Origin of the sequence: Flavivirga aquimarina, from assembly GCF_030540835.1 — a bacterium.
In the GTDB taxonomy this organism is placed as follows: domain Bacteria; phylum Bacteroidota; class Bacteroidia; order Flavobacteriales; family Flavobacteriaceae; genus Flavivirga; species Flavivirga aquimarina.
On record NZ_JAUOEK010000183.1, the window covers coordinates 45,241 to 66,065 of the forward strand.

The 20,825-nt window shown below is 32.0% G+C and carries 15 protein-coding genes and 1 tRNA gene; 7 read left to right on the top strand and 9 right to left on the bottom strand.

The annotated features are described in order from the left end of the window. Positions 1 to 341: 341 nt before the first annotated feature. The 4 genes from Q4Q35_RS19750 (at position 342) to Q4Q35_RS19765 (ending at position 5,857) form a co-directional block, all read left to right on the top strand. Positions 342 to 3,371, top strand: coding sequence for a DUF8693 domain-containing protein (locus Q4Q35_RS19750; RefSeq protein WP_303279755.1), 3,030 nt, complete (start codon positions 342 to 344; stop codon positions 3,369 to 3,371). Positions 3,372 to 3,503: 132 nt separating this feature from the next. Further along, a complete protein-coding gene (gene ytxJ / locus Q4Q35_RS19755) occupies positions 3,504 to 3,893 on the top strand; it encodes a bacillithiol system redox-active protein YtxJ (protein WP_303279756.1) in 390 nt (129 codons plus the stop codon). 60 nt (positions 3,894 to 3,953) lie between these two features. Then, complete coding sequence (locus Q4Q35_RS19760) at positions 3,954 to 5,165, top strand: DUF3089 domain-containing protein (RefSeq protein WP_303279757.1); 1,212 nt, start codon at positions 3,954 to 3,956, stop codon at positions 5,163 to 5,165. Positions 5,166 to 5,224: 59 nt separating this feature from the next. Beyond that, positions 5,225 to 5,857 (top strand): LysE family translocator, encoded by a 633-nt coding sequence (locus Q4Q35_RS19765; protein WP_303279758.1) that lies wholly within the window; start codon positions 5,225 to 5,227, stop codon positions 5,855 to 5,857. Positions 5,858 to 5,997: 140 nt separating this feature from the next. Here Q4Q35_RS19765 and Q4Q35_RS19770 read toward each other — a convergent pair whose 3' ends face one another. Together Q4Q35_RS19770 and fahA are read right to left on the bottom strand one after the other, a co-directional pair. Next, positions 5,998 to 7,179: an outer membrane protein assembly factor BamD gene (locus Q4Q35_RS19770; protein ID WP_303279759.1), complete on the bottom strand. Its 1,182-nt coding sequence runs from the start codon at positions 7,177 to 7,179 to the stop codon at positions 5,998 to 6,000. 115 nt (positions 7,180 to 7,294) lie between these two features. Beyond that, a complete protein-coding gene (gene fahA, locus Q4Q35_RS19775; protein ID WP_303279760.1) occupies positions 7,295 to 8,575 on the bottom strand; it encodes a fumarylacetoacetase in 1,281 nt (426 codons plus the stop codon). A gap of 204 nt (positions 8,576 to 8,779) precedes the next feature. On the opposite strand from fahA, the gene glyA reads away from it, so the two are divergent. Further along, the gene (gene glyA, locus Q4Q35_RS19780; protein WP_303279761.1) at positions 8,780 to 10,051 is read left to right on the top strand and encodes a serine hydroxymethyltransferase; all 1,272 of its coding nucleotides are present in this window, start codon (positions 8,780 to 8,782) and stop codon (positions 10,049 to 10,051) included. A 118-nt stretch (positions 10,052 to 10,169) separates the two neighbouring features. Here the strand turns inward: glyA and Q4Q35_RS19785 are convergent, their stop codons facing one another. From Q4Q35_RS19785 to Q4Q35_RS19815, 7 genes are all read right to left on the bottom strand, one after another. Next, positions 10,170 to 11,180: a hypothetical protein gene (locus tag Q4Q35_RS19785; RefSeq protein ID WP_303279762.1), complete on the bottom strand. Its 1,011-nt coding sequence runs from the start codon at positions 11,178 to 11,180 to the stop codon at positions 10,170 to 10,172. 475 nt (positions 11,181 to 11,655) lie between these two features. After that, the gene (locus Q4Q35_RS19790; protein ID WP_303279763.1) at positions 11,656 to 13,236 is read right to left on the bottom strand and encodes a hypothetical protein; all 1,581 of its coding nucleotides are present in this window, start codon (positions 13,234 to 13,236) and stop codon (positions 11,656 to 11,658) included. A 104-nt stretch (positions 13,237 to 13,340) separates the two neighbouring features. Further along, positions 13,341 to 14,075, bottom strand: coding sequence for a BamP family beta-assembly machinery protein (locus tag Q4Q35_RS19795; protein WP_303279764.1), 735 nt, complete (start codon positions 14,073 to 14,075; stop codon positions 13,341 to 13,343). A gap of 172 nt (positions 14,076 to 14,247) precedes the next feature. After that, positions 14,248 to 15,270 (bottom strand): UDP-glucose--hexose-1-phosphate uridylyltransferase, encoded by a 1,023-nt coding sequence (locus tag Q4Q35_RS19800; RefSeq protein ID WP_303279765.1) that lies wholly within the window; start codon positions 15,268 to 15,270, stop codon positions 14,248 to 14,250. A 6-nt stretch (positions 15,271 to 15,276) separates the two neighbouring features. Next, complete coding sequence (galK, locus tag Q4Q35_RS19805; RefSeq protein WP_303279766.1) at positions 15,277 to 16,428, bottom strand: galactokinase; 1,152 nt, start codon at positions 16,426 to 16,428, stop codon at positions 15,277 to 15,279. Positions 16,429 to 16,440: 12 nt separating this feature from the next. Beyond that, positions 16,441 to 17,334, bottom strand: a complete 894-nt coding sequence (locus Q4Q35_RS19810) for an aldose 1-epimerase (protein ID WP_303279767.1) — start codon at positions 17,332 to 17,334, stop codon at positions 16,441 to 16,443. A gap of 22 nt (positions 17,335 to 17,356) precedes the next feature. Continuing rightward, on the bottom strand, positions 17,357 to 18,349 hold the full coding sequence (locus Q4Q35_RS19815) for a GntR family transcriptional regulator (RefSeq protein ID WP_303279768.1): 993 nt from the start codon (positions 18,347 to 18,349) through the stop codon (positions 17,357 to 17,359). 146 nt (positions 18,350 to 18,495) lie between these two features. On the opposite strand from Q4Q35_RS19815, the gene Q4Q35_RS19820 reads away from it, so the two are divergent. Both Q4Q35_RS19820 and Q4Q35_RS19825 read left to right on the top strand, forming a co-directional pair. Beyond that, on the top strand, positions 18,496 to 20,124 hold the full coding sequence (locus Q4Q35_RS19820) for a sodium/sugar symporter (protein ID WP_303279769.1): 1,629 nt from the start codon (positions 18,496 to 18,498) through the stop codon (positions 20,122 to 20,124). A gap of 221 nt (positions 20,125 to 20,345) precedes the next feature. Beyond that, positions 20,346 to 20,419, top strand: a tRNA-Arg gene (locus Q4Q35_RS19825). Positions 20,420 to 20,825: the final 406 nt, after the last annotated feature.

Below are 20,825 nucleotides of genomic sequence, written 5' to 3' on the forward strand. Positions count from 1 at the left end.
TGTGAATATGAGTTTTTTTTAAACTTAGAAGGCGTAATTACCTTCTAATTAATGTGATCTAGTTGTCGTTGTAAGAAATCACATTGTTTTTTTTGCAAAATTCTGGGATTATAAGCTCATAAGAACTATTTAAAAGACAGTTGTTTATTACATTTATAGAAGTCTTATTCTTTCTTTGCGTTATATATTGACAGTTATTTTGTACGCATTAACTTCAATTTAATAGAAATCATTAACAATCTCAAAATTAATAGAGGCTTAGTAATCAACTGAATAAATTTAGCAGTAATTTACGATGAATTTTTTAAACCTCAAATTATCAAACTCTCAACCCCCAAATTATGTTTAATCTCAAAAACCTATTACTGCTAATAGTATGTTTTGCCTTATTTTTAAAATCCAACTCTCAAACTGGTCCAGGAGGTATAGGCGACGGATCTGCAAATTTAATGTTATGGCTACGTGCCGATGTAGGCGTTGAATCTTCAACTGGTATTGATGCTACAAATGGCGACAATGTATCTTCGTGGCTAGATCAAAGTGGCGATAATAATGATGCTATTTCAATTAGTGCGCCTAACTACCAAACGGCTCAACATAATGGTTACCCTGCTGTACACTTTACAAGTACAAGTAGTGAGTATATGAATATTCCTGATTATACTAATTTTCCATCGGGTAACGAAGACAGGACATATATATTTGTTGGAGAAGGTTCTTCTGGTGTTGGAAATCAAAACCTTCTTTATCATGGATCTACCAACGCTACTGTAGCTGGTTATGGAAGGCGAATTAACATAACGAATAATCATAATGAAATTAGTATGGCTATAAGTGGCCACAGGTACGGAAGTACTTTAACAAGTTCTACAGCTTTACGTGTAGGGACTATTGTTTTTCCGGTAGGTAGTACGGATTCTGATGAGTTTACATTTTATGATAATGGTGGACTTACAGCTGCATCTGGTCTTGCCGGCAACGTCCAAACTATAAACACAGATAATCAAATTGCTAGGATAGGTGCTAATCGTAATATTACCCGTTTTTATGATGGTGATATGTGTGAACTTATTGTATTTGATAGAGAAATTAATGATGCAGAGTTTATTATTATTCATAACTATGTTTCTGCTAAATATGGTACCACACTTGCTGCAAACGATTTATATACACAAGATGATTCTGGGAACGGAGATTTTGACCATCATGTAGCTGGTATAGGTCGAGTTAATGGTTCTAATTCTCATTCAGATTCTCAAGGTACAGGTATTGTTAGAATAAATAACCCTTCTGCGCTTTCTAATGGTGATTATTTATTTTGGGGTGAAGACACTAAGGATTATACTTTTTCTACTAATTCTTCAACATACAGAGAACACTTAAACTCTAAATGGCGGGTTAGTAAAGTAAACGATTTAGGTACTGTTACTGTTTCTTTCGATATCTCTGGTGTAGATTTATCGGCTAAACAAAGTTGCCAAGATTTAGAATTTGTTGTCGATAATGATAGTGATTTTTCTTCGCCTACAGTATACAGTTTAACTATTTCTGGGTCTACAGCTACAGCAACTTTGGTGAGTTTTAATGATGGAGACTATTTTTCTCTTAGATATCTAGATCAAATCGTGTGGGATGGTACTTCTTTTTTTAATGGTTCTGGTATTGCTAATGCCCCTAACAGCACAGATAACTGTTTAAAACTTACTGTAAAATCTGGTATAACTGGTTCGCTTACTTCTGATGCTTATATTCGCGAAGTGGAAGTGGAGTCTGGAGGTATATTAAATGTTGCCGATGGTATCTTGTTAGAAGTGGATAATCAAGTTGTTATTGATGGGGTTCTCGATTTATTAGGTGAATCACAGCTTATTCAAAAACATACTAATACAACATCTAACTCTGGTTCTGGAGTCTTAGTTAAAAGACAACAAGGATCTAATAGCTTATTTAATTACAATTATTGGAGTGCGCCTGTAAATACTGGTGGTTTTTGGCAAATTGGGTATCTAGAAGATACTGCTGGCGTTATAAATTTTCATAGTAACGTTGATGCCAATCCTGCTACTTCTCCCATTACGCTTAGTAGTAGATGGTTATATGGGTTTAATGGATTGATAGGTGCTTATTCAGAATGGAGCGCATTAACAACAACAAGTGATTTATCTCCGGGTATTGGCTATTCTATGAAAGGATCCGGTACCACAGACCCTGAGCAAGAATATATATTTAAAGGCACACCTAACGATGGTAATTATTCTATAGCTGTTAGTGCTGGTAATGAGATTTTAATAGGGAATCCTTACCCTTCGGCTTTAAATGCGGATCAATTTATAACTGACAATGCTTCGGTTATTGAAGGTACATTATATTTCTGGGAGCAGGCAACAACAAATAGTAGTCATCATCTAGTTCAATATATAGGAGGGTATGCCACCTATAATTCATTAATGGGAATCGCTGCTAGTGCAACATCAGATGCATCGGGACTTACAAGTGGTACTAGTTTTTCTGCAAAAGGAATACCAACTGGTAATATTGGTGTGGCTCAAGGCTTCTTTGCACCTATAGATAATACTGGGAGTATTGTTTTTAATAACCAACAAAGAATATTTGCTAAAGAATCTGATATTACAGATGCTCCTATATTTCATAAAAATACAAATAACAAAACGGCAAAAACAAATAGAGATAATGATTTAAGACCAAAAATGTGGTTTTCCTTTACAGACCCTAATCAATTTAAGAGCTTTTTAGGTTTAGGATACGATTCTAATAATGCCACTAAGGGATATGATAAAGCCTACGATAGTAAATTATACGAGGAAAATAGTAATAGTATGTATTGGATGTTAAATGATGAAAAATTAGTCATTCAGGCTTTACCAAATATTAATATTGAAGATGAATTACCGATCACTATAAAAGTAACAGATGAAGGCTTATATAAATTTGCTATTGATAAAATGGAAAATGTTCCTGAGGACTTAAATATTTTCCTGAAAGATAATTACAGTAACTCTTATTATAATTTAAAAAATGAGACTACCGAATTATTTTTACAAAGCAATACATACGAAGATCAATATACTATTGTATTTCAAGAAAATAATAGTTTAACTACAGATACTTATCAAAGTAAAACCCTTTCGGTTTTTTATGATAAGAAAACTAAAAATTTAATAATAAACAACGATACCATTTTAAATGAGATAGAATCTATATCTATATATAACTCTATAGGTCAAGAAGTACTAAACCTTGAATCTTTAGATACTAATAGAATAAATATGTCTAAATTTAATGATGGTATCTACATTATTAATGCTAATACAGTTACCAATAAAAATATAGCTAAGTTTTTAAAACATTAGAATATTTAAAATTTTCAATAAAATATTATACTACGTTTTTAAGGCGTTTAAGGATCATATTTTCTCTAAAATTATTACATTGGCATAATTGAATACATTAATGAATTTGTATGCTATAGAAAATTTTAAATTATGGGATTACTTAATAAAATATTTGGAGGAACTAATGAAACAAAAGAAGAGAAGGTTATACCCTGGATTCCTTTAAATGAATTACCTCAATTAGATCTTATAGACAAAAAATCTGCTACCAAAACACAAGTAATCTTTAAACATTCTACGCGTTGTGGTATTAGCAGTATGGTTATGAGGCAGTTTGTTAGCAGCTATAATTTAACTGAAAAAGACTTAGACTTATATTATTTGGATCTAATAAATTATAGAGAGGTTTCTAATGAAGTAGGGTATAAGTTTCAAGTTATGCATGAATCCCCCCAGTTATTAGTCATTAAAAATGGGGTAGTTGTTGCGCATGCATCTCATGGTGCTATTAATGAGATTGATTTGAATAGTTTTGTGTAAATATTAGATTTTAAACCTTGTTGTAATTTTATAGTCTAAAGAAAAAAATCAACTAAAACTATGAAACCTACAATTTTAGGAATATTTATTATTCTGTTAACTTTTTTAAGTTGTTCAAAAAAAGAGACTGAAGACACTCCAGAAGAAGAATCTGACATTATTTCTAATTTAGATTATTCACAAATGGAAAATTGGGCGTTCCACCCAGATAATAATGCTACTATTATAAATGGTTATAATCTCGATATAGCAGTAATTGATGAAAACCTTGAGGTTGAAAGTATAATCCCAATTGAAAACAATTCTTTTAAAAATACTGGGGTAGATGTGTTTTTTGTACATCCTACAGTTTTAGCTCAAATTACAGACCCAGCTCAAGCTATAGATATAGAAGAACAACAGGGTTTACTAATTTCCTTAACCATAATAGCGCAAGGAGGTTTATTGTCTAAATACGGACGCTTGTTTGCGCCACGATACAGACAATCTACAGGACAAACTTATAGTAGTACCATATCAAAAGAGTTACAAGCATCTGTACTAGAAACTAGCTATAGTGATATAAAAGCTGCATTTTTAGAGTATTTGGACAATTATAATAATGGAAACAAAATTATACTTGCAGGTCATTCTCAAGGATCTTATTTGTTGGCAATGTTATTACGCGATTTATTTGATGAAAATCAAAGTTTACGAAATAAATTAGTGACTGCTGCTTTAGGAGGTATGGGGTATATTTATTCAGATAAAGATACTTATTCTGATGGTTGGTGGAAAAACATATCTTTATGTAAAACAGAAGAGGAGTGTGGTTGTGTTAATAATTGGGCAAGTTTTGAAGAAACCCAAACATTACCAGATATAAATACTGGTTTGCCAGCTTTTAATGAGATATTGGTAGATAAAGGTCTTGTATATAGAACCATTGACGAAACAAATGATTGGTTTATACAAGATTCTAGTTATTATGGAGATGAACCGACACCTTTAAGGTATTATATTGCACCAGATGCCGCCTATGACTTTGCAGACGAAGCTAATTTTATAGCGTTTGATAATTTATATACTGCTAGATTTAGAAGAGATGGGTTACTAAATACGGCTTTAAGTATTGAATATTCACCATTAGCGAATGATAATAGACCAAATGATTTGGCCGAAGCTCAAAATCATCCAAACTATAATAATTGGGGTTACCATACAAAAGATTACCATATATACTTATGGGCTCTTATGGAGCAAATAGATATGAAACTCCAAAATTGTTTTTAACAAGGGTTTATTCAATTTTTGTAAGAAAAGTTTAGCTTTGCTTAACATAAAAATAAACTATGATACCAATTAGTGATTTACTATTATTTGCATTAGCATCGTTAATTATGGTTTTGTCTCCTGGGCCGAATATGATTTATTTGATTTCTAGATCTTTATCACAAGGAGAAAAAGCAGGGATTATATCACTTTTTGGAGTCATGTGCGGATTTTTATTCCATATCCTTATGGTTTCATTAGGGTTAACAGCTATTTTTTTTGCTGTGCCTTATGCCTATTCCATAGTTAAGTTTCTTGGTGTTGGATACTTACTCTATTTAGCTTATAATACAGTTACATCGAAAAATAAAATATTTGATGCCGACAATAATCTTAAATCGGACAAACCGCTCAAGCTTTTTAATATTGGTTTGTTAACCAATGTTCTGAATCCAAAAATGGCGGTTTTTTACTTGTCATTTTTCCCTCAATTTATAAAACCTGAATATGGCTCGATTTTTAGTCAAAGCTTTCAACTCGGAATTATTCAAATAATAATTAGTTTTTCAGTTAATTTTCTGATTGTAATATCTGCTGCGAAAATGTCAAAATGGTTCTCAAAGAAACCAATTTGGTTAAGAGTACAGAAATGGTTTATGGCTTCTGTATTAACAGGACTTGCGGTAAAAATGGCATTGACCAAAGCGAAATAAACTATCTCACTAGCAATATATTTTTAACACCTTAATTGTCCGGTTGAGCCTTTCGGCTTCGCTCAGACAGGCTAAAGTCGAAACTTCTTTATTTATTAGAATGATGAGTTCTCGATTACACTCGAACAGGATTAATAGCCTTAACTTCTAACTTTATAAGAGCTAATAATATCCTTAAGTTTGAGTTTTAGGTCTTCACCCGTATCATAAACCATTTGTTCATTACTAGGAAAAGGAACTCTTCTGTTATTCAATATTTTTATGTCTCTGGAATCTAAAGCTCTTTTATCACCTCGTACTCTGCCAAAAAAGTTTTCGAAAACAAATTCACTATTAATAGTAAAAGTATCGATTACTTGTTTTGTCTTTACATCGAGATACACAACATCTGCAATAACCTGAGTTGATTTTGTTTGAGCAAATTCGTTATATCTAGCTTTTACTTTAACTATTTTGTCAATCTTAATATCATTGCCCAAACTATCTTTGGCAACATTACCCTTGTTGTCTAATTTGTATTCCCAACCGTCAACGATTTCTTTTTCTCTTATAAACACACGTTCTTTAATGTGCTCTGGTGAGATATTAATTTGCTTTAATTGTAATTGCATGGCATAATCGTAAGCAACATCTTTATTAGGTTGTGCATGGTATACCGTCCAAAACTGATTCAACCCATAAGTATCAAAGTTTAGCAAATCGTTTTCTAAACGTTGTGGGATAACTTGATTGGTACGATTTTGAATCGTGACACTTACATAGGCAGTTCCACGTTCGTGAGCCTCTTTCATTAAGTCTCTGGTCAGCTCATAATTTGGGTTTATGGCCTCTATATAACTTAAGACACTGTAAGCTTCTCTAATTTGTTCTTTGTCGTTTAATTCTAATAAAGCCAGTCCTTTTTCATAGTAATAATCAGAAACGCTTTCACGAGACTGCACAATATCAGTGCTATAATCGGTGAATTTAAAACGAATTTCTTTTCCATTGACCACTAGTGGCAATATAGGCTTGATGGCTTCCTGACGGGCATTTAAATCCAGATAAATTTCATAAATATCTTTATATAATTCAGGATTCTTATCTTTTTTTAAATGATTTATGGTGTTTAAATCTCGTTCTACCGATTTATAGTATGCGTCTTGCAACATTAAAACGTAATCAGATTTACGCTTTTTGTTCTTATTTGTCCTAAGTTTATTTAAAGCGATAGTAATAGCCTGATCGTAGTTACCAGAATTAACCGATGCTTCAACTTGTTTTTTGCTGCCACAAGCTGTAAGTATAGCAAGAGCTATGGTGATAAGTAGTAGTTTTTTCATAGTGTTAGGGGTTACAGTTATGATATTTATATGCCAAATATAATGCCAAAGCTTTAAAAACAAAATTTCCGGACATGTTTTTTCGACTTAAACTACTGATTTTTACAACGTTGTGTTATTTTTTGTACACAGGAAGCAATTTTGTAGATACTTCACCAAAACCAATACGTGTTCCATCTTTTTCGCAAAACCCCCTCATTATAACTGTATCATGATCGTTTATAAACTTACGCTCCGTGCCATCTTTCATCTTTAAAGGTTTTTCACCTCGCCATGAAAGCTCCAGCATAGAACCGTAAGAATCTGGTGTGGGACCAGAAATAGTACCACTTCCCATCATATCACCTGAATTTACAGGACAACCATTAACGGTATGATGCGTTAATTGCTGCGCCATATTCCAATACATATATTTAAAATTCGATTTACTTACTACCGTTTCTTTAGCTCCTTTAGGTTGTATACATACTTCTAAATTAATATCGAAGCTCTTTTTTCCTTTATATTGAAGGTAGTCTAGTTGTGGTTTTATAGGCTTAGGACCTTCAACTCTATAAGGTTCTAAAGCGTCAAGTGTTACAATCCACGGAGAGATTGATGATGCAAAGTTTTTAGCTAAAAATGGCCCTAATGGTACATATTCCCATTTTTGAATATCGCGGGCACTCCAATCGTTAAATAAAACAAGCCCGAAAATATATTCTTCTGCTTCTTCAATAGGAATAGACTCTCCCAAATCGTTAGCATCAGTAGTAATAAAAGCCATTTCTAATTCAAAATCGACTAATTTACTAGGTCCGAAAACGGGTTCTTTAGCGTCTCCGGGTAATGTTTGTCCTTGTGGCCTGTGCACAGGAATTCCCGAAGGAATGATAGAAGAGCTTCTACCGTGATACCCAACAGGAATGTGTAGCCAGTTTGGTAATAAGGCATTATCTGGATCTCTAAACATGGTTCCTACATTGGTAGCATGTTCTTTACTTGAGTAAAAATCGGTGTAATCTCCTATATGTACAGGTAATTGCATTTCTATTTCGTCTAAACGAAATAATACAACCTCTTTATTCTTTTTGTTGTTTTTAAGTGTCGTATTTTCAGAATCGAAAATTTCTGCAATTCTGTTACGCACCAAACGCCATGTTTTTCTACCGTCTGCAATAAAATCATTTAAAGTATCCTGAAGAAAAATATCTTCTGTTAAAGGGATACCTTCAAAATATCCTAATTGGTGCAATGCACCAAGGTCTATGGCTGTATCTCCAATACGAGTTCCTATGGTGATAATATCGTCTCTGGTAAGAAAAACTCCAAAAGGAATGTTCTGAATTGGAAAATCTGAATTTTTATCTACGTGTAACCACGATTTTCTATCTGGATTGTTAGCTGATAATGGCATAACTTATTATAATATTTATAGTTTATTAAATTCGTACCAAACCTACACATTTTTTTTATTTTAATTGAAAAAATGTGTGAAAATGTAGATTTAATATAACCGTTAATAAAAAGGTTAAAAACTTAGTCGTAAATAAGCCTTTTTTAATGTAATTAACTATTCTATTTCCTATTTTTGCCAAATATTTAATCATAATTTAATTTTATGCAACGCGACGAACAAATTTTTGAACTTATTCAAGCTGAAAAAGAACGCCAATTACATGGTATTGAACTTATTGCATCAGAGAATTTTGTAAGTGACCAAGTTATGGAAGCTGCCGGCTCTGTGTTAACCAACAAATATGCAGAAGGTTACCCAGGTAAGCGATATTATGGCGGTTGTGAAGTTGTTGATGAAGTTGAACAAATCGCTATTGATAGAGCAAAAGCATTGTTTGGTGCTGCATACGTAAATGTACAGCCACATTCTGGAAGTCAGGCAAATACGGCTGTGTATCATGCATGTTTAAAGCCGGGTGATAAAATTTTAGGTTTCGATCTATCTCACGGTGGACATTTGACACATGGGTCTCCAGTAAATTTTTCTGGTAAACTTTACAATCCTGTATTTTACGGAGTAGAGCAGGAGACAGGTGTTTTAAATTATGATAAAATTCAAGAAGTAGCAACTAAAGAGCAGCCAAAATTAATTATCGCTGGTGCATCTGCGTATTCTCGAGATATTGATTTTAAGCGTTTTAGAGTAATTGCAGATAGTGTTGGTGCTATTTTAATGGCAGATATCTCACATCCTGCTGGATTGATAGCTAAAGGTATATTAAACGATCCGTTACCACATTGTCATATTGTAACAACAACAACTCATAAGACATTGAGAGGTCCAAGAGGGGGTATTATAATGATGGGGCAAGATTTTGATAATCCGTTTGGAATTACTTTAAAAAATGGAAACTTACGTAAAATGTCGTCATTATTAGACTCTGCTGTTTTTCCAGGAAATCAAGGAGGTCCTTTAGAGCATATTATTGCAGCTAAAGCGATTGCTTTTGGAGAAGCCTTAACAGACGATTTTTTAAACTATCAATTACAAGTAAAGCAAAATGCTGCAGCTATGGCAGAGGCTTTAGTTTCTAAAGGGTATAATATTATTTCTGGAGGAACAGACAACCATTGTATGTTGATTGATTTGCGTAACAAGAACCTTTCTGGTAAAGATGCTGAGCAGGCTTTAGTGAAAGCAGATATTACAGTAAACAAAAATATGGTGCCTTTTGATGATAAATCACCATTTGTAACATCTGGAATTCGCTTAGGTGTTTCGGCTGTTACCACACGTGGTTTAAAAGAAGATGACATGCTAGCTATTGTAGAATTGGTAAACGAAGTGATTACTAATTTTGAAGATGAATCCGTTTTAGAAACGGTCAAAAATAAAGTTAATGCTATGATGAAGGATAAACCTTTGTTTATATAAACTTTAATTTAAGTGTTAATTGAAAATCCTGCTTCATGCAGGATTTTTTTGTTTTTAATATATAATTCAGGTATGGTGCGTTAGCTTCCCGAAGGGGGCAAATGAATTATACAAATTGTTAATTGTTTTTCTTTTTTAAATATATTATATTCTGAAAGGAGAATTTGTTAGTGAATTTTGGTATTAATTTCGTCTGAAATTTTTGTTTAAGAACCCACTTTTCTATTTTTTCATTTAGAGCCTTTTCTGTTGGTAAATTGATGCTTCCATCTGTTATATTTTCTCCTTTTCTGGCGTCAATAGAACAAAATTTTACTATTCCTTTTTTATTTATAAGAATAGTAATCCATATTTCCATGTTTGCGTCTTTAGACAAAGCATCAGGCAGCTCTGCTTTCAATAATTTAGAGAGAGAATGTCCAATTGTATTTTTATCCGATAATAAAGGGAAATCGAATTTATCAGGAATTCCTTTTTTAATTATTTTCAGTTTTCTTTTAGGTATTAACTCTAAATAATATTCAATTTTATTTTGCTCCAGTTTTTTAGAAGCTAATTGTTTACGTGATGATAAATCAAAACTTAATATTTTGTTATCTATAGTAAATACATAAAGAATATTATCCTTGATATAAGTTGGAGATTCTATGAGTTTTATATTTTGGGTGTGCCATAAAAACTCAAAATAATTCTTTTTTAATTCTGAAGGATCGATTTTTAATTCTTTAAAATCAATGCTCCAATATTTCTTGCCATTTTTGTAAACAACTATTGCTTCCCTTTCATATTGTTGATTTTTTATTTTGTTACCTTGATCATCAACCTCATAATTATTAGGACTTTTTTGTTTTATACTGAAATTCAAAGAAACAAGATACTCACCAGACTTATTAATATCTATCCAGGGAGAGAAATATTGTTCAATAGAATACAAAAGCTTATTTTTCTTATAGACTTTTGTTATGCCCCAATCCCATCCATTATGTACTCGATAAGGTATACTTGTTACTTTTATATTTTTCTCTGTTTTTAAAGTCCAAGGATATGTGCGCCAACTACCCGCCAATAATGAAAAGGGAATTAATAGAATAAAAAATAAGATTTTTGTTTTCATCTTTTTAATTTTCAATGAACTTTATCGATTGTTAAACAAAGTTAGTTGAATTTTTTTATAGCGTTAAGATTAAAAAAGTGTTTTAAACCGTATATAAATACGACTGTAAACTAAATGCTTAGCTCCAAGGTAATTAAGCCACGAATTGCACAAATTTACACGAATAGAGTCCCAAATTCGGTTGAGAACTATGTTTGGTATAAACACGAAAAAACTTATATAGGTTTTGAAATCTGCTGGTAAGCAGGAAAATTAGTGAAAATTAGTGAAATTCGTGTCAAGTTTTTTACAGCATTTTTTTGTATATCTATACATTATTGACCTACTGTCAAATAGGCTTTTTTCATGTCTCAAATAAGATGTTGTAGTAATCTTTAAAACTTTAACTATAAGTATATTTTTACCTATAAGTATATTTTTATGTAAAGCTTTAATTAAAAAGATTATTTAGGCCATACTTCCTTCATAATAATGACGAAAACAAGAAAATTTAGTTCTCTATACTTTGATCTTCTTCAGGAAACGTAATATGTTGATAGGCACCTAAATCTGGAGAAGTCGTTCTGTTTACATTTAAAATATCTGTTGGTACTTGTGTCGCAAAAGTTGATAAGCCTTGGTTTATAGCTGCTGATTCTTCTCCTATAACAAGCTTATTTAAATCTGTATCAAGAAAATTAGGGTTTTCATTAAAAATATTCCCTTCATAATGATTGGTATCGGTTAAATCATAATTAGGACCTGTAAAATTGCTGTTAGTGTCTTCAAAACGAATTAAGCAGTTTGTAAACTTAAAATTAAATGCAATGGCATCATCTTCAATTTCGTCAAGTAAAATTTCAGGGTTATCGTTTCCGTAGATAATACAGTTATTAAAATTGGCTTCTGTTAAATCTGTTATAGTTGCATTATTATCTTCATCTAAAACAAAATTGTTGAGCAATACGGCAGGGAATTGCCTAAAACCATTGTCCCAATAGTTTGCAATCGTACTGTGTGTAAAATTATATCGGCCTCCTAAAGTGCCCGCAAACGATGAGAGCCCTGTATTATTGATGACTACATTTTCTCCTGTAATAGAAGTGTTTCTTCCTAGTAAACCAAAATTACTGGAATTATAAATTTGAGAATTGGTAATGGTAAGTTTATCAGATACTTCATTAGGATTACCATCACATAATATTCCAACGGATGCATTTTTAATGGTAGCGTAGTTTATAACGTTATTAATACTGCCATCTAATAACCAAATAGTACCCCACTGGCCGGGCGTATCGGCAAAAGCAGGTTCTAAACGATCTCCTTCAAAAATAACCTCGTTTTCTAATAAATCTGGATCGGTACTCAAAGCACCATTTACTTGCAATGATGCATTATTAGAAACAATAATTCCCGAATTATTATGAAAATGGACACGTGCACCAGCTTCTATGGTTAAGGTTTCACCATTTGGAACGGTTGCAAAACCATAAATAACATAGGGTTTATCGTTTGTAAAAGTGAGATTGACTGGTAATAGTTCCCGCCCTTGTAATTCGGTTTCAACTAATTCGCCAGCGATATCAAGCGTTAATGTTTCAATAACTTTTGTGGTATTATCTCTGTCTGGATAAATAAATACGGCATCTTTTACTAAGGTAACCAGCTCTACTTCCTGAAGGTTCGAGTCGGCATCAAACTCAATTTGATCGGTATATAAATAGCTATCATCTAGACTTGTTAAACTATTAATATCTATAGTCGATTCTATAAAAATAAATAAACTATCTCTGGCTAGTATTTCTACATTTTCAAATACTTTACCTGCTATACCGTCTACATTCAACCTATAATTGGAATCTTCTCCCAATGCCAATCTTAGTGAAGGTATAGAAATATCATCATCACTTCTGTTATAGACTTTTAAATTGTATGTACTAGAGCCAATGTTAGTGAAAACGGTGTCTAAATAAACGGTATCTTTTGAAAATTCAAGATTACCTGTGCTTGGAGAAAATTCAAAATCTTTGCGGCAAGAACTCCAAAGCATTATGAATACTAGTGTAAGTACGAAATACAGGTAACGTTTCATTAACATATATAAATTTTAAAGCCAATTAGAGGCTAAAAATATAACTTTTGAAACAATGATTTAGTATGATGTGTTTTATTTTAATTGAAAAAAATAAATATGACCTACTTTTTTTTAGATTCTTCAATTATTTTTAAAAATGATTTGCTATAAGATATTAAGCTGTCTAGAAGAATTATGTCATTTTTTTTTGATAAAAATGTTTTATTCAGATTTTTGGTCTCACAATATTCAAAAAAGAGGTGTTTATAATCTTTAGGAATTGCTAGATCATTAACAAGTAATGTTTCATTAAAAAATGTATTATTGGAAAATAATGAATCTAGGTCTTTATGCGACAAAGGAATGGTAGAGGCGTTTTTTATTTTATCCTTTTTTAAAAGCTTACCAATTAATTTAGCTACTCTAACGATATCAAGCCCATATTTTGAAGAAGTCCCATACTTATGAGGATTTCTCTTTATATCTTCTTTAGTTTGTTCTTCGAAAGTCTTTTGTACCTGCTCCTGATTAAATTCTTTAGGTTTTATATTATTCTGTATTAAGATCTCGTTAAGTCTGTTTATAGTTTTTCTTAGTTCAATAACAATGACATCATTAAAATCGGTTTCAGTAAGTTTTATGATTTTTTTATTATGGAATATAGAGTGAAAAGACAGGGTGTCACCTATACTTGCTTTAATAGTAAAGCTCCCGTAATTATCTGTATAAGTTCTGGTTTTTTTACTCAGGTTAAAAACATCTATTCCTTTTACTGTAGTGTCATTATCATACACTTTTCCTGTTATATTTTGAGAAAGCATTGAAAATGGTAAAAGAATAAAAATGAAGTATTTCATTTTTGTTTTATTGGTTATCGTTTTTCAAATTAAAGTATTTTACAATCTAAATTATTGAGAATTAAGATACTTTAACAGCCGTTTTAGTGAACTCTTAACATAATATATTAAAAAAACCTGATGGGGACATCAGGTTTTTAACATTGGTTTGCTATTAATCAATCGATGGTAGTTACAATTGTTTTCGAATCATATCTGCAGCAATTTCTGCAGTGATGTCTCGTTGCGGAGACCCAAACATTTCATAACCTACCATAAATTTCTTTACTGTGGCACTTCTTAATAGGGGCGGATAAAAGCTCATATGCCAGTGCCAGTGTTTATTTTCGTTTCCATTGGTTGGTGCTTGGTGTATACCGCTGGAATAAGGAAAAGATGTGTTAAATAATTTGTCGTATGCTTTAGTTAGTACCGAAATGGCTTCGGCATAATTTAAAGCCTCTGCATCATTTAGTTCTAAAATAGTTGACTGTCGTTTTTTGGGCACAATCATAGCTTCAAACGGCCATACTGCCCAAAAAGGAATTAAAACGACAAATGAATCATTTTCAAAAATAATACGCTCTTGCTTTTCTAATTCCTGAGCTAAATAGTCTCCTAAAAGACTGTTTTTATTTTTGTTATAATAATCTAGTTGTCTCGTGTTTTTTTTGTCAACCTCATTAGGGAGTGTAGATTGACTCCAAATTTGTCCATGGGGGTGCGGATTGCTACAACCCATTACGGCTCCTTTGTTTTCAAATATTTGTACGTAGTTAATATTGGGGTTTTCTGAGAGTTCTTTAAATTCCTTCTGCCAAGCGAAAACCACTTTTTGGATATCTTTAGGAGCCATGTCTGCCAAGCTTTTTGAATGGTCTGGGCTAAAGCAAATAACTTTGCATATTCCGGTTTCGCTTTCTGCGACTAACAAACCATCTTCAACCGAAAAAGATTTAGAGTCTTTTTGCAAGGCAGCAAAATCGTTGGTAAAAACAAATACATCTTGATATTTTGGATTTACCTCGCCATTAATTCTGGTATTTCCTGCACATAAATAACATGAGTCATCGTAAGCTGGTCTAACAGTATTAGAAACGGCCTCGTTTTGACCTTGCCATGGGCGTTTTGCACGATGTGGCGATACTAAAACCCATTCGCCGGTAAGTATATTTAAACGTTTATGAGAATAATCCTGTAAATCGGTATGCGTCATTTTAAATTAATTATTTATTATATGTGTACCCTCAGATAATTTTATAAAGTATACAGAACAGGCTTTGTTAAATTTATTTTTATAAGCTACAGATACCGCTTCCCCAAAAGCTTTGGCTTCGCTTTTTGCTACTAGGTTTATGGTACAACCACCAAATCCGCCTCCCATCATTCTTGCACCTAACACATGCGTATTTGCTTTTGCCAGATCTACTAAAAAATCCAATTCATCACAACTCACTTTGTATTGATGTTGTAAACCTTGGTGCGATTTAAAAATTAAGCTTCCTAAGGTATCTAAATCGTTATTTTCAATAGCTTTTGATGCTTCTATAGCTCTATTGTTTTCTTGAATAACATATAATGCTTTTTGATAATTTTCTGGTGTTACCTTGTCTTTTATAGTTTCTAAATCGGCTTCATTAGCATCCCTTAATGCTTTTATTCCAAGTAATTCAGCAATGCTTTCGCAAGCAGCACGTCTGTCGTTATAGGCACTATCAGATAAACTATGCTTTACGTTCGTGTTAATTAGCATGAGTTGATGATTTTTAAAATCTATTTTATAAGGGTTAGATTCTACAGTCCTACAATCTAATAACAATGCATTGTCTTTGATGCCAAACATGCTTGCGTATTGATCCATAATACCGCATTTTACACCAACATAATTGTGTTCTGCTTTTTGAGATATTAAAATCATTTCGTGCTTAGTGAGTCCTAAATTGAATAACTCATTTAGACCAAATACAACACTGTTTTCTAATGCTGCGGAAGATGACATACCTGCACCTCCTGGAATATCACCTTTAAAGACAATATTAAAATTACCTACAACTTTGTTTTTATTTTGAATTTGAGCAATGACACCAAACACATAATTTTCCCAACTACCTTTGGTAGATGGTTTTAATTTATCTAAATCAAATTCTATACGGCTGTTTTTATTTAAAGCATAGGCTGTAGATACATTGGTGTCGCTTTTTTGTATGGCGGCTGCAATGCCTTTATCTACTGCTGCAGGAAATACAAAGCCATCATTATAATCTGTATGTTCTCCAATAATATTAATCCGACCCGGAGAGAAAATAAGAATAGGTTCGGTTTTAAATGTATTGATGTATGCTGTTTTTACATCATTTATTAATGTGGTACTCATTATTGTTATTCGTTAAAAATTGCTATTTACTTTTAGGTTCCAGGTAATATTATAAATGGCATTTGCATCTAAAACCTCTAAACCAATTTTATTATTAAAACTATCTGAAACACCTGTTGTAGGCTCTATAGCTATCGTGTTTAATTTAGGAGGTGTGTAAACTTGGAGAAAATTATCCTTTCCTGTAGACTCAATTGTTAATTGATATTTAGGGGTATGGAAGGTTACTTCTTTTGAATCTAAAACCCAGCAATCGTCCAACGATTTGTCATAGATATTAAAGACGTCTTTTAATTCGAAATCTTCTATACCTGTTGTTATATTTCTTTTATCTAAAACTAATTTTTTACTGCTATTAAAATGTAGTGTACTATTAAATAAATCGGCACTTAAAAAATAAGGATGCCAACCTAAAGTAAATGGAAATGCTTTAGAATCTGTGTTTTTTACAAATACATTTAAGCTTAAATCATTTGGAGTAAAAACATATTTTAATTGAATAGTATAGGTATAGGGAAACCCGATAGATAGCTCGGTTTCTTTGTATTCTAATAAAATAGATGCAGAATCGCTACTGGTTTTTTTCTCTATTACTCGAAACGTTTTATTATAAACCAATCCATGTAAAGCATTGTTTTCTTCTTTTACATTAATTTCAAATTGAAACGCTTTATTGTTAAAAGTATATGCTCCGTCCTTTATTCTGTTAGCAAATGGAAATAAAATTGAAGATGCATAGGTGTTTGAATAGGATAGTGGTGATAAATCCTTTATAATGGCATGTCCGTTTAATGTTAATTCTTGCAAACTTGCCCCTGCATTGAGGTTAATTTTTCCGTATGCCTTGTGTTTAGAGTTTTCAATCTCTAAAGTATTTAATGTTTTGTTATGATTAATTCGATACACTATTATGTTTTGATTTTGTTTATTACAATGAATTTCTGATAATTAATTTATTAGTGTTTTCTACTTTAATTTGTTCCTTATTTAATATCATTTCTGCTAAACGCTGCCCCATGATGTTAAAATCTGTAGAAATGGTTGTAATACCACCCTCTACAATCTCTTTAAGTAAGGTGTCATTATATGAAATAATACCAATATCTTTTTTTAACGATAGGTTTTTACTTTTCATTTTTTTTATAATTTGAAGTAAGCTTTTATCGTCTGGCATAATGTATAATTCTCCCTTTTTTAAAACCCTGTTAGCTAATGAGCTTATAACCTCAAAAGGCATTTTGTTTTCTTTACAGAACATATTAAAGCCTTTTAACATGCCAAGAGGTTGTTTGTCTTCGGAAAAAATTAAAACTATTTTTTCATATTTTTTTATGAGATGCCATGCTTTGGTAAGGTTTTTAAAAATTACTTTTTCAAAATTTTGATAAATAGCGGCGTATTCAAGTAAATCGTCATGTATTTGATCTAAAATATACACCTTATCCTTTGGTAGTTTTTTTATATCCTCATTAGTATCAGTAAGGTTTGCCGGCATAATAACATAGAAATTGTAATTCCCAACGTTATCATTAATTAATTTGTTAAAAACAGTTCTGTTGAAATGATGGAAAAAAATATCTACTTGAATATTACCTCCTAAATTTTCTAAAAAGGAATTGTATAAGTCTTCTTTAAAAGAATTTAGCTCATCGAAAAGCAAAAATATTTTTTGAGTAATGTTTACATCTTCACTGGCAATGTAATATCCTTTACCAACAATAGATTGAATAATACCTCTGTTCTTTAACTCATTAAAAGCCATTAAAACAGTATCTCTTGAAAGTTTATGTTTGTCCTTAATACTATTAATAGAAGGAATTTGATCCCCTTTTTGCAAAGCACCGGAAAGAATAGCATGCTCAATCGAATGGATTATCTGCTTATATTTTGGGACTCCAATTTTCTTCTTAATTTTTATCATAACCTGCTACAAATGTAGCATTATTTTTTCTAAAAAACATACTAGACCCTACTAGTTTGTTTTTTTATGTAAAACATGCATTATTTTTAAATTAAATTTCTATATTTGATCTTAATTTTTCACTAACTAAACTAATTTATTTTACTATGACAGCAGGATTTGAAATGTGGGATTATGTAGTCTTTGTCGCTTACGCCATTTTAATTTTAGGAGTAGGGTTGTGGGTGTCTCGAGATAAAGATGGGCATCAAAAGAATGCTGAAGATTATTTCTTAGCAAGTAAGTCTTTACCGTGGTGGGCCATAGGAACATCATTAATTGCAGCTAATATTTCGGCAGAACAATTTATTGGTATGTCCGGATCTGGATTTGCTTTGGGGTTAGCTATTGCATCTTATGAGTGGATGGCAGCTTTAACTTTAATTATAGTAGGTAAATATTTCTTACCTATTTTTATTGAAAAAGGCCTTTATACGATTCCAGAATTTGTTGAAAAACGATTTTCAACTAATTTAAAAACAATACTAGCTGTATTTTGGTTAGCGCTTTACATTTTTGTAAATCTGGCTTCTGTTCTATATTTAGGAGGATTAGCAATCGAAACCATTATGGGAATCGATATGATGCATGCTATAATTGGTTTAGCATTATTTGCGGCAGCTTATTCTTTATACGGTGGTTTGTCTGCTGTGGCATGGACCGATGTTATACAAGTTGTGTTTTTAGTATTAGGTGGTTTGGTTACTACATATTTAGCATTAAATACAGTGTCTGGAGGAGAAGGTGTTTTATCTGGTTTCTCTAAAGTTGTAGAAGCAGCTCCTGATAAATTCCATATGATCCTTGAAGAGACTAATGAAAACTATGTAAACTTACCTGGTATTTGGGTATTAATAGGAGGTCTATGGGTCGCTAACTTATACTATTGGGGTTTTAATCAATACATCATACAAAGAACTTTAGCAGCAAAATCTTTAAAGGAGTCTCAAAAAGGAATTTTATTGGCTGCGTTCTTAAAACTTATCATACCTGTAGTAGTAGTTGTTCCTGGAATAGCGGCTTACGTGATGGTAAACGATCCGTCAATTATGGCTAATTTGGGAGAGGCAGGTATGTTAAATGTACCTACTACAGATCAAGCCGATAAAGCGTATCCTTGGTTGTTACAATTTTTACCAGTAGGGCTTAAAGGAGTTGCTTTTGCTGCTTTAGCTGCTGCTATTGTATCTTCTTTAGCGTCTATGCTAAATTCAACATCAACTATATTCACTATGGATATATACAAACAATATATAAATAAAGATGCTAACGATAAAACAACGGTAAATGTGGGACGTATTTCTGCTGCAGTAGCTTTGTTAATCGCTGTGATTGTAGCGCCTCTTTTAGGAGGGATCGATCAAGCATTTCAGTTTATTCAAGAATACACAGGTATTGTAAGTCCGGGAATACTAGCCGTGTTTATTTTAGGTTTATTCTGGAAAAAAACAACAAACAATGCAGCCATTTGGGGAGCTATTTTATCTATTCCAATTGCATTAGCTCTTAAATTCTTGCCTATTCCGGTATTTGAGCCATGGATGCATCAAATGGGTATAACGACATTGTTATCTATGCTAGTTATAGTGATAATAAGCAATATACAAAATAAAGGAGCAGATGACCCTAAAGGGATTCCGCTTACTAAAGAGCTATTTAAAACAACGCCATTATTTAATGTAGGTTCGTTTGCGATTATGATTATCCTAACAGTACTTTATGCGTTATTTTGGTAATAATTAAATAGATAGATATTTAAATTGAAAGCACCATGTAAAAGTGGTGCTTTCTTAATATAAAGCTATGGGAAACATACTTGGGAGTTTATAAATGGTTATGGTAAGTATCATGTTTTAAAAGCATTATGGGAAACCAAAAAAAATATAAACATTTCTTTTGGTTAGATTTATAGTTAATTTTATATTTGCACACCGGAAATCAGAAATGTTTTCTTTTAGGGCTCTTAGCTCAGCTGGATAGAGCACCTCCCTTCTAAGGAGGCGGTCGAAGGTTCGAATCCTTCAGGGCTCACGAAAAGCTTCACTAGACATAGTGAGGCTTTTTTGTTTTTGGTACTATCTGTAATTTTTTGGGACATAGACAAAAGGGATCATTCCTAAAAGTTGTGTTTAAGCAAAAATTCTAGTTAATCTTAAACAGGAATAATTCCAATTTTTACAGCATTAAGCTGAGTATTGAGAGCTTTATAACTGGTCGATTCCGTATCTTTATACCGATGAACAAGTTTAGTCTAATCTCTTCGTATTAATTAGCAATAATGAAAATGTTCCTGAGACGGAACGTTTTTAATTTCTTTATCACTAAACAAAATTTTATATAAATATTCTTAGTAATCTTTTATAGATTTTATATTTTTGAAAGAAAAATCTTTTTTTAGAAGGAAAATATCTATATTGTTAACATTTAATTTTTTTCT

Coding starts and splice junctions, on each gene's coding strand:
- Q4Q35_RS19760 (WP_303279757.1), top strand. CDS start 3,954: ATGAAACCTACAATTTTAGGAATATTTATTATTCTGTTAACTTTTTTA.
- ytxJ (WP_303279756.1), top strand. CDS start 3,504: ATGGGATTACTTAATAAAATATTTGGAGGAACTAATGAAACAAAAGAA.
- Q4Q35_RS19800 (WP_303279765.1), bottom strand. CDS start 15,270: ATGACGCATACCGATTTACAGGATTATTCTCATAAACGTTTAAATATA.
- Q4Q35_RS19820 (WP_303279769.1), top strand. CDS start 18,496: ATGACAGCAGGATTTGAAATGTGGGATTATGTAGTCTTTGTCGCTTAC.
- Q4Q35_RS19815 (WP_303279768.1), bottom strand. CDS start 18,349: ATGATAAAAATTAAGAAGAAAATTGGAGTCCCAAAATATAAGCAGATA.
- galK (WP_303279766.1), bottom strand. CDS start 16,428: ATGAGTACCACATTAATAAATGATGTAAAAACAGCATACATCAATACA.
- fahA (WP_303279760.1), bottom strand. CDS start 8,575: ATGCCATTATCAGCTAACAATCCAGATAGAAAATCGTGGTTACACGTA.
- Q4Q35_RS19765 (WP_303279758.1), top strand. CDS start 5,225: ATGATACCAATTAGTGATTTACTATTATTTGCATTAGCATCGTTAATT.
- Q4Q35_RS19770 (WP_303279759.1), bottom strand. CDS start 7,179: ATGAAAAAACTACTACTTATCACCATAGCTCTTGCTATACTTACAGCT.
- Q4Q35_RS19750 (WP_303279755.1), top strand. CDS start 342: ATGTTTAATCTCAAAAACCTATTACTGCTAATAGTATGTTTTGCCTTA.
- Q4Q35_RS19795 (WP_303279764.1), bottom strand. CDS start 14,075: ATGAAATACTTCATTTTTATTCTTTTACCATTTTCAATGCTTTCTCAA.
- glyA (WP_303279761.1), top strand. CDS start 8,780: ATGCAACGCGACGAACAAATTTTTGAACTTATTCAAGCTGAAAAAGAA.
- Q4Q35_RS19790 (WP_303279763.1), bottom strand. CDS start 13,236: ATGAAACGTTACCTGTATTTCGTACTTACACTAGTATTCATAATGCTT.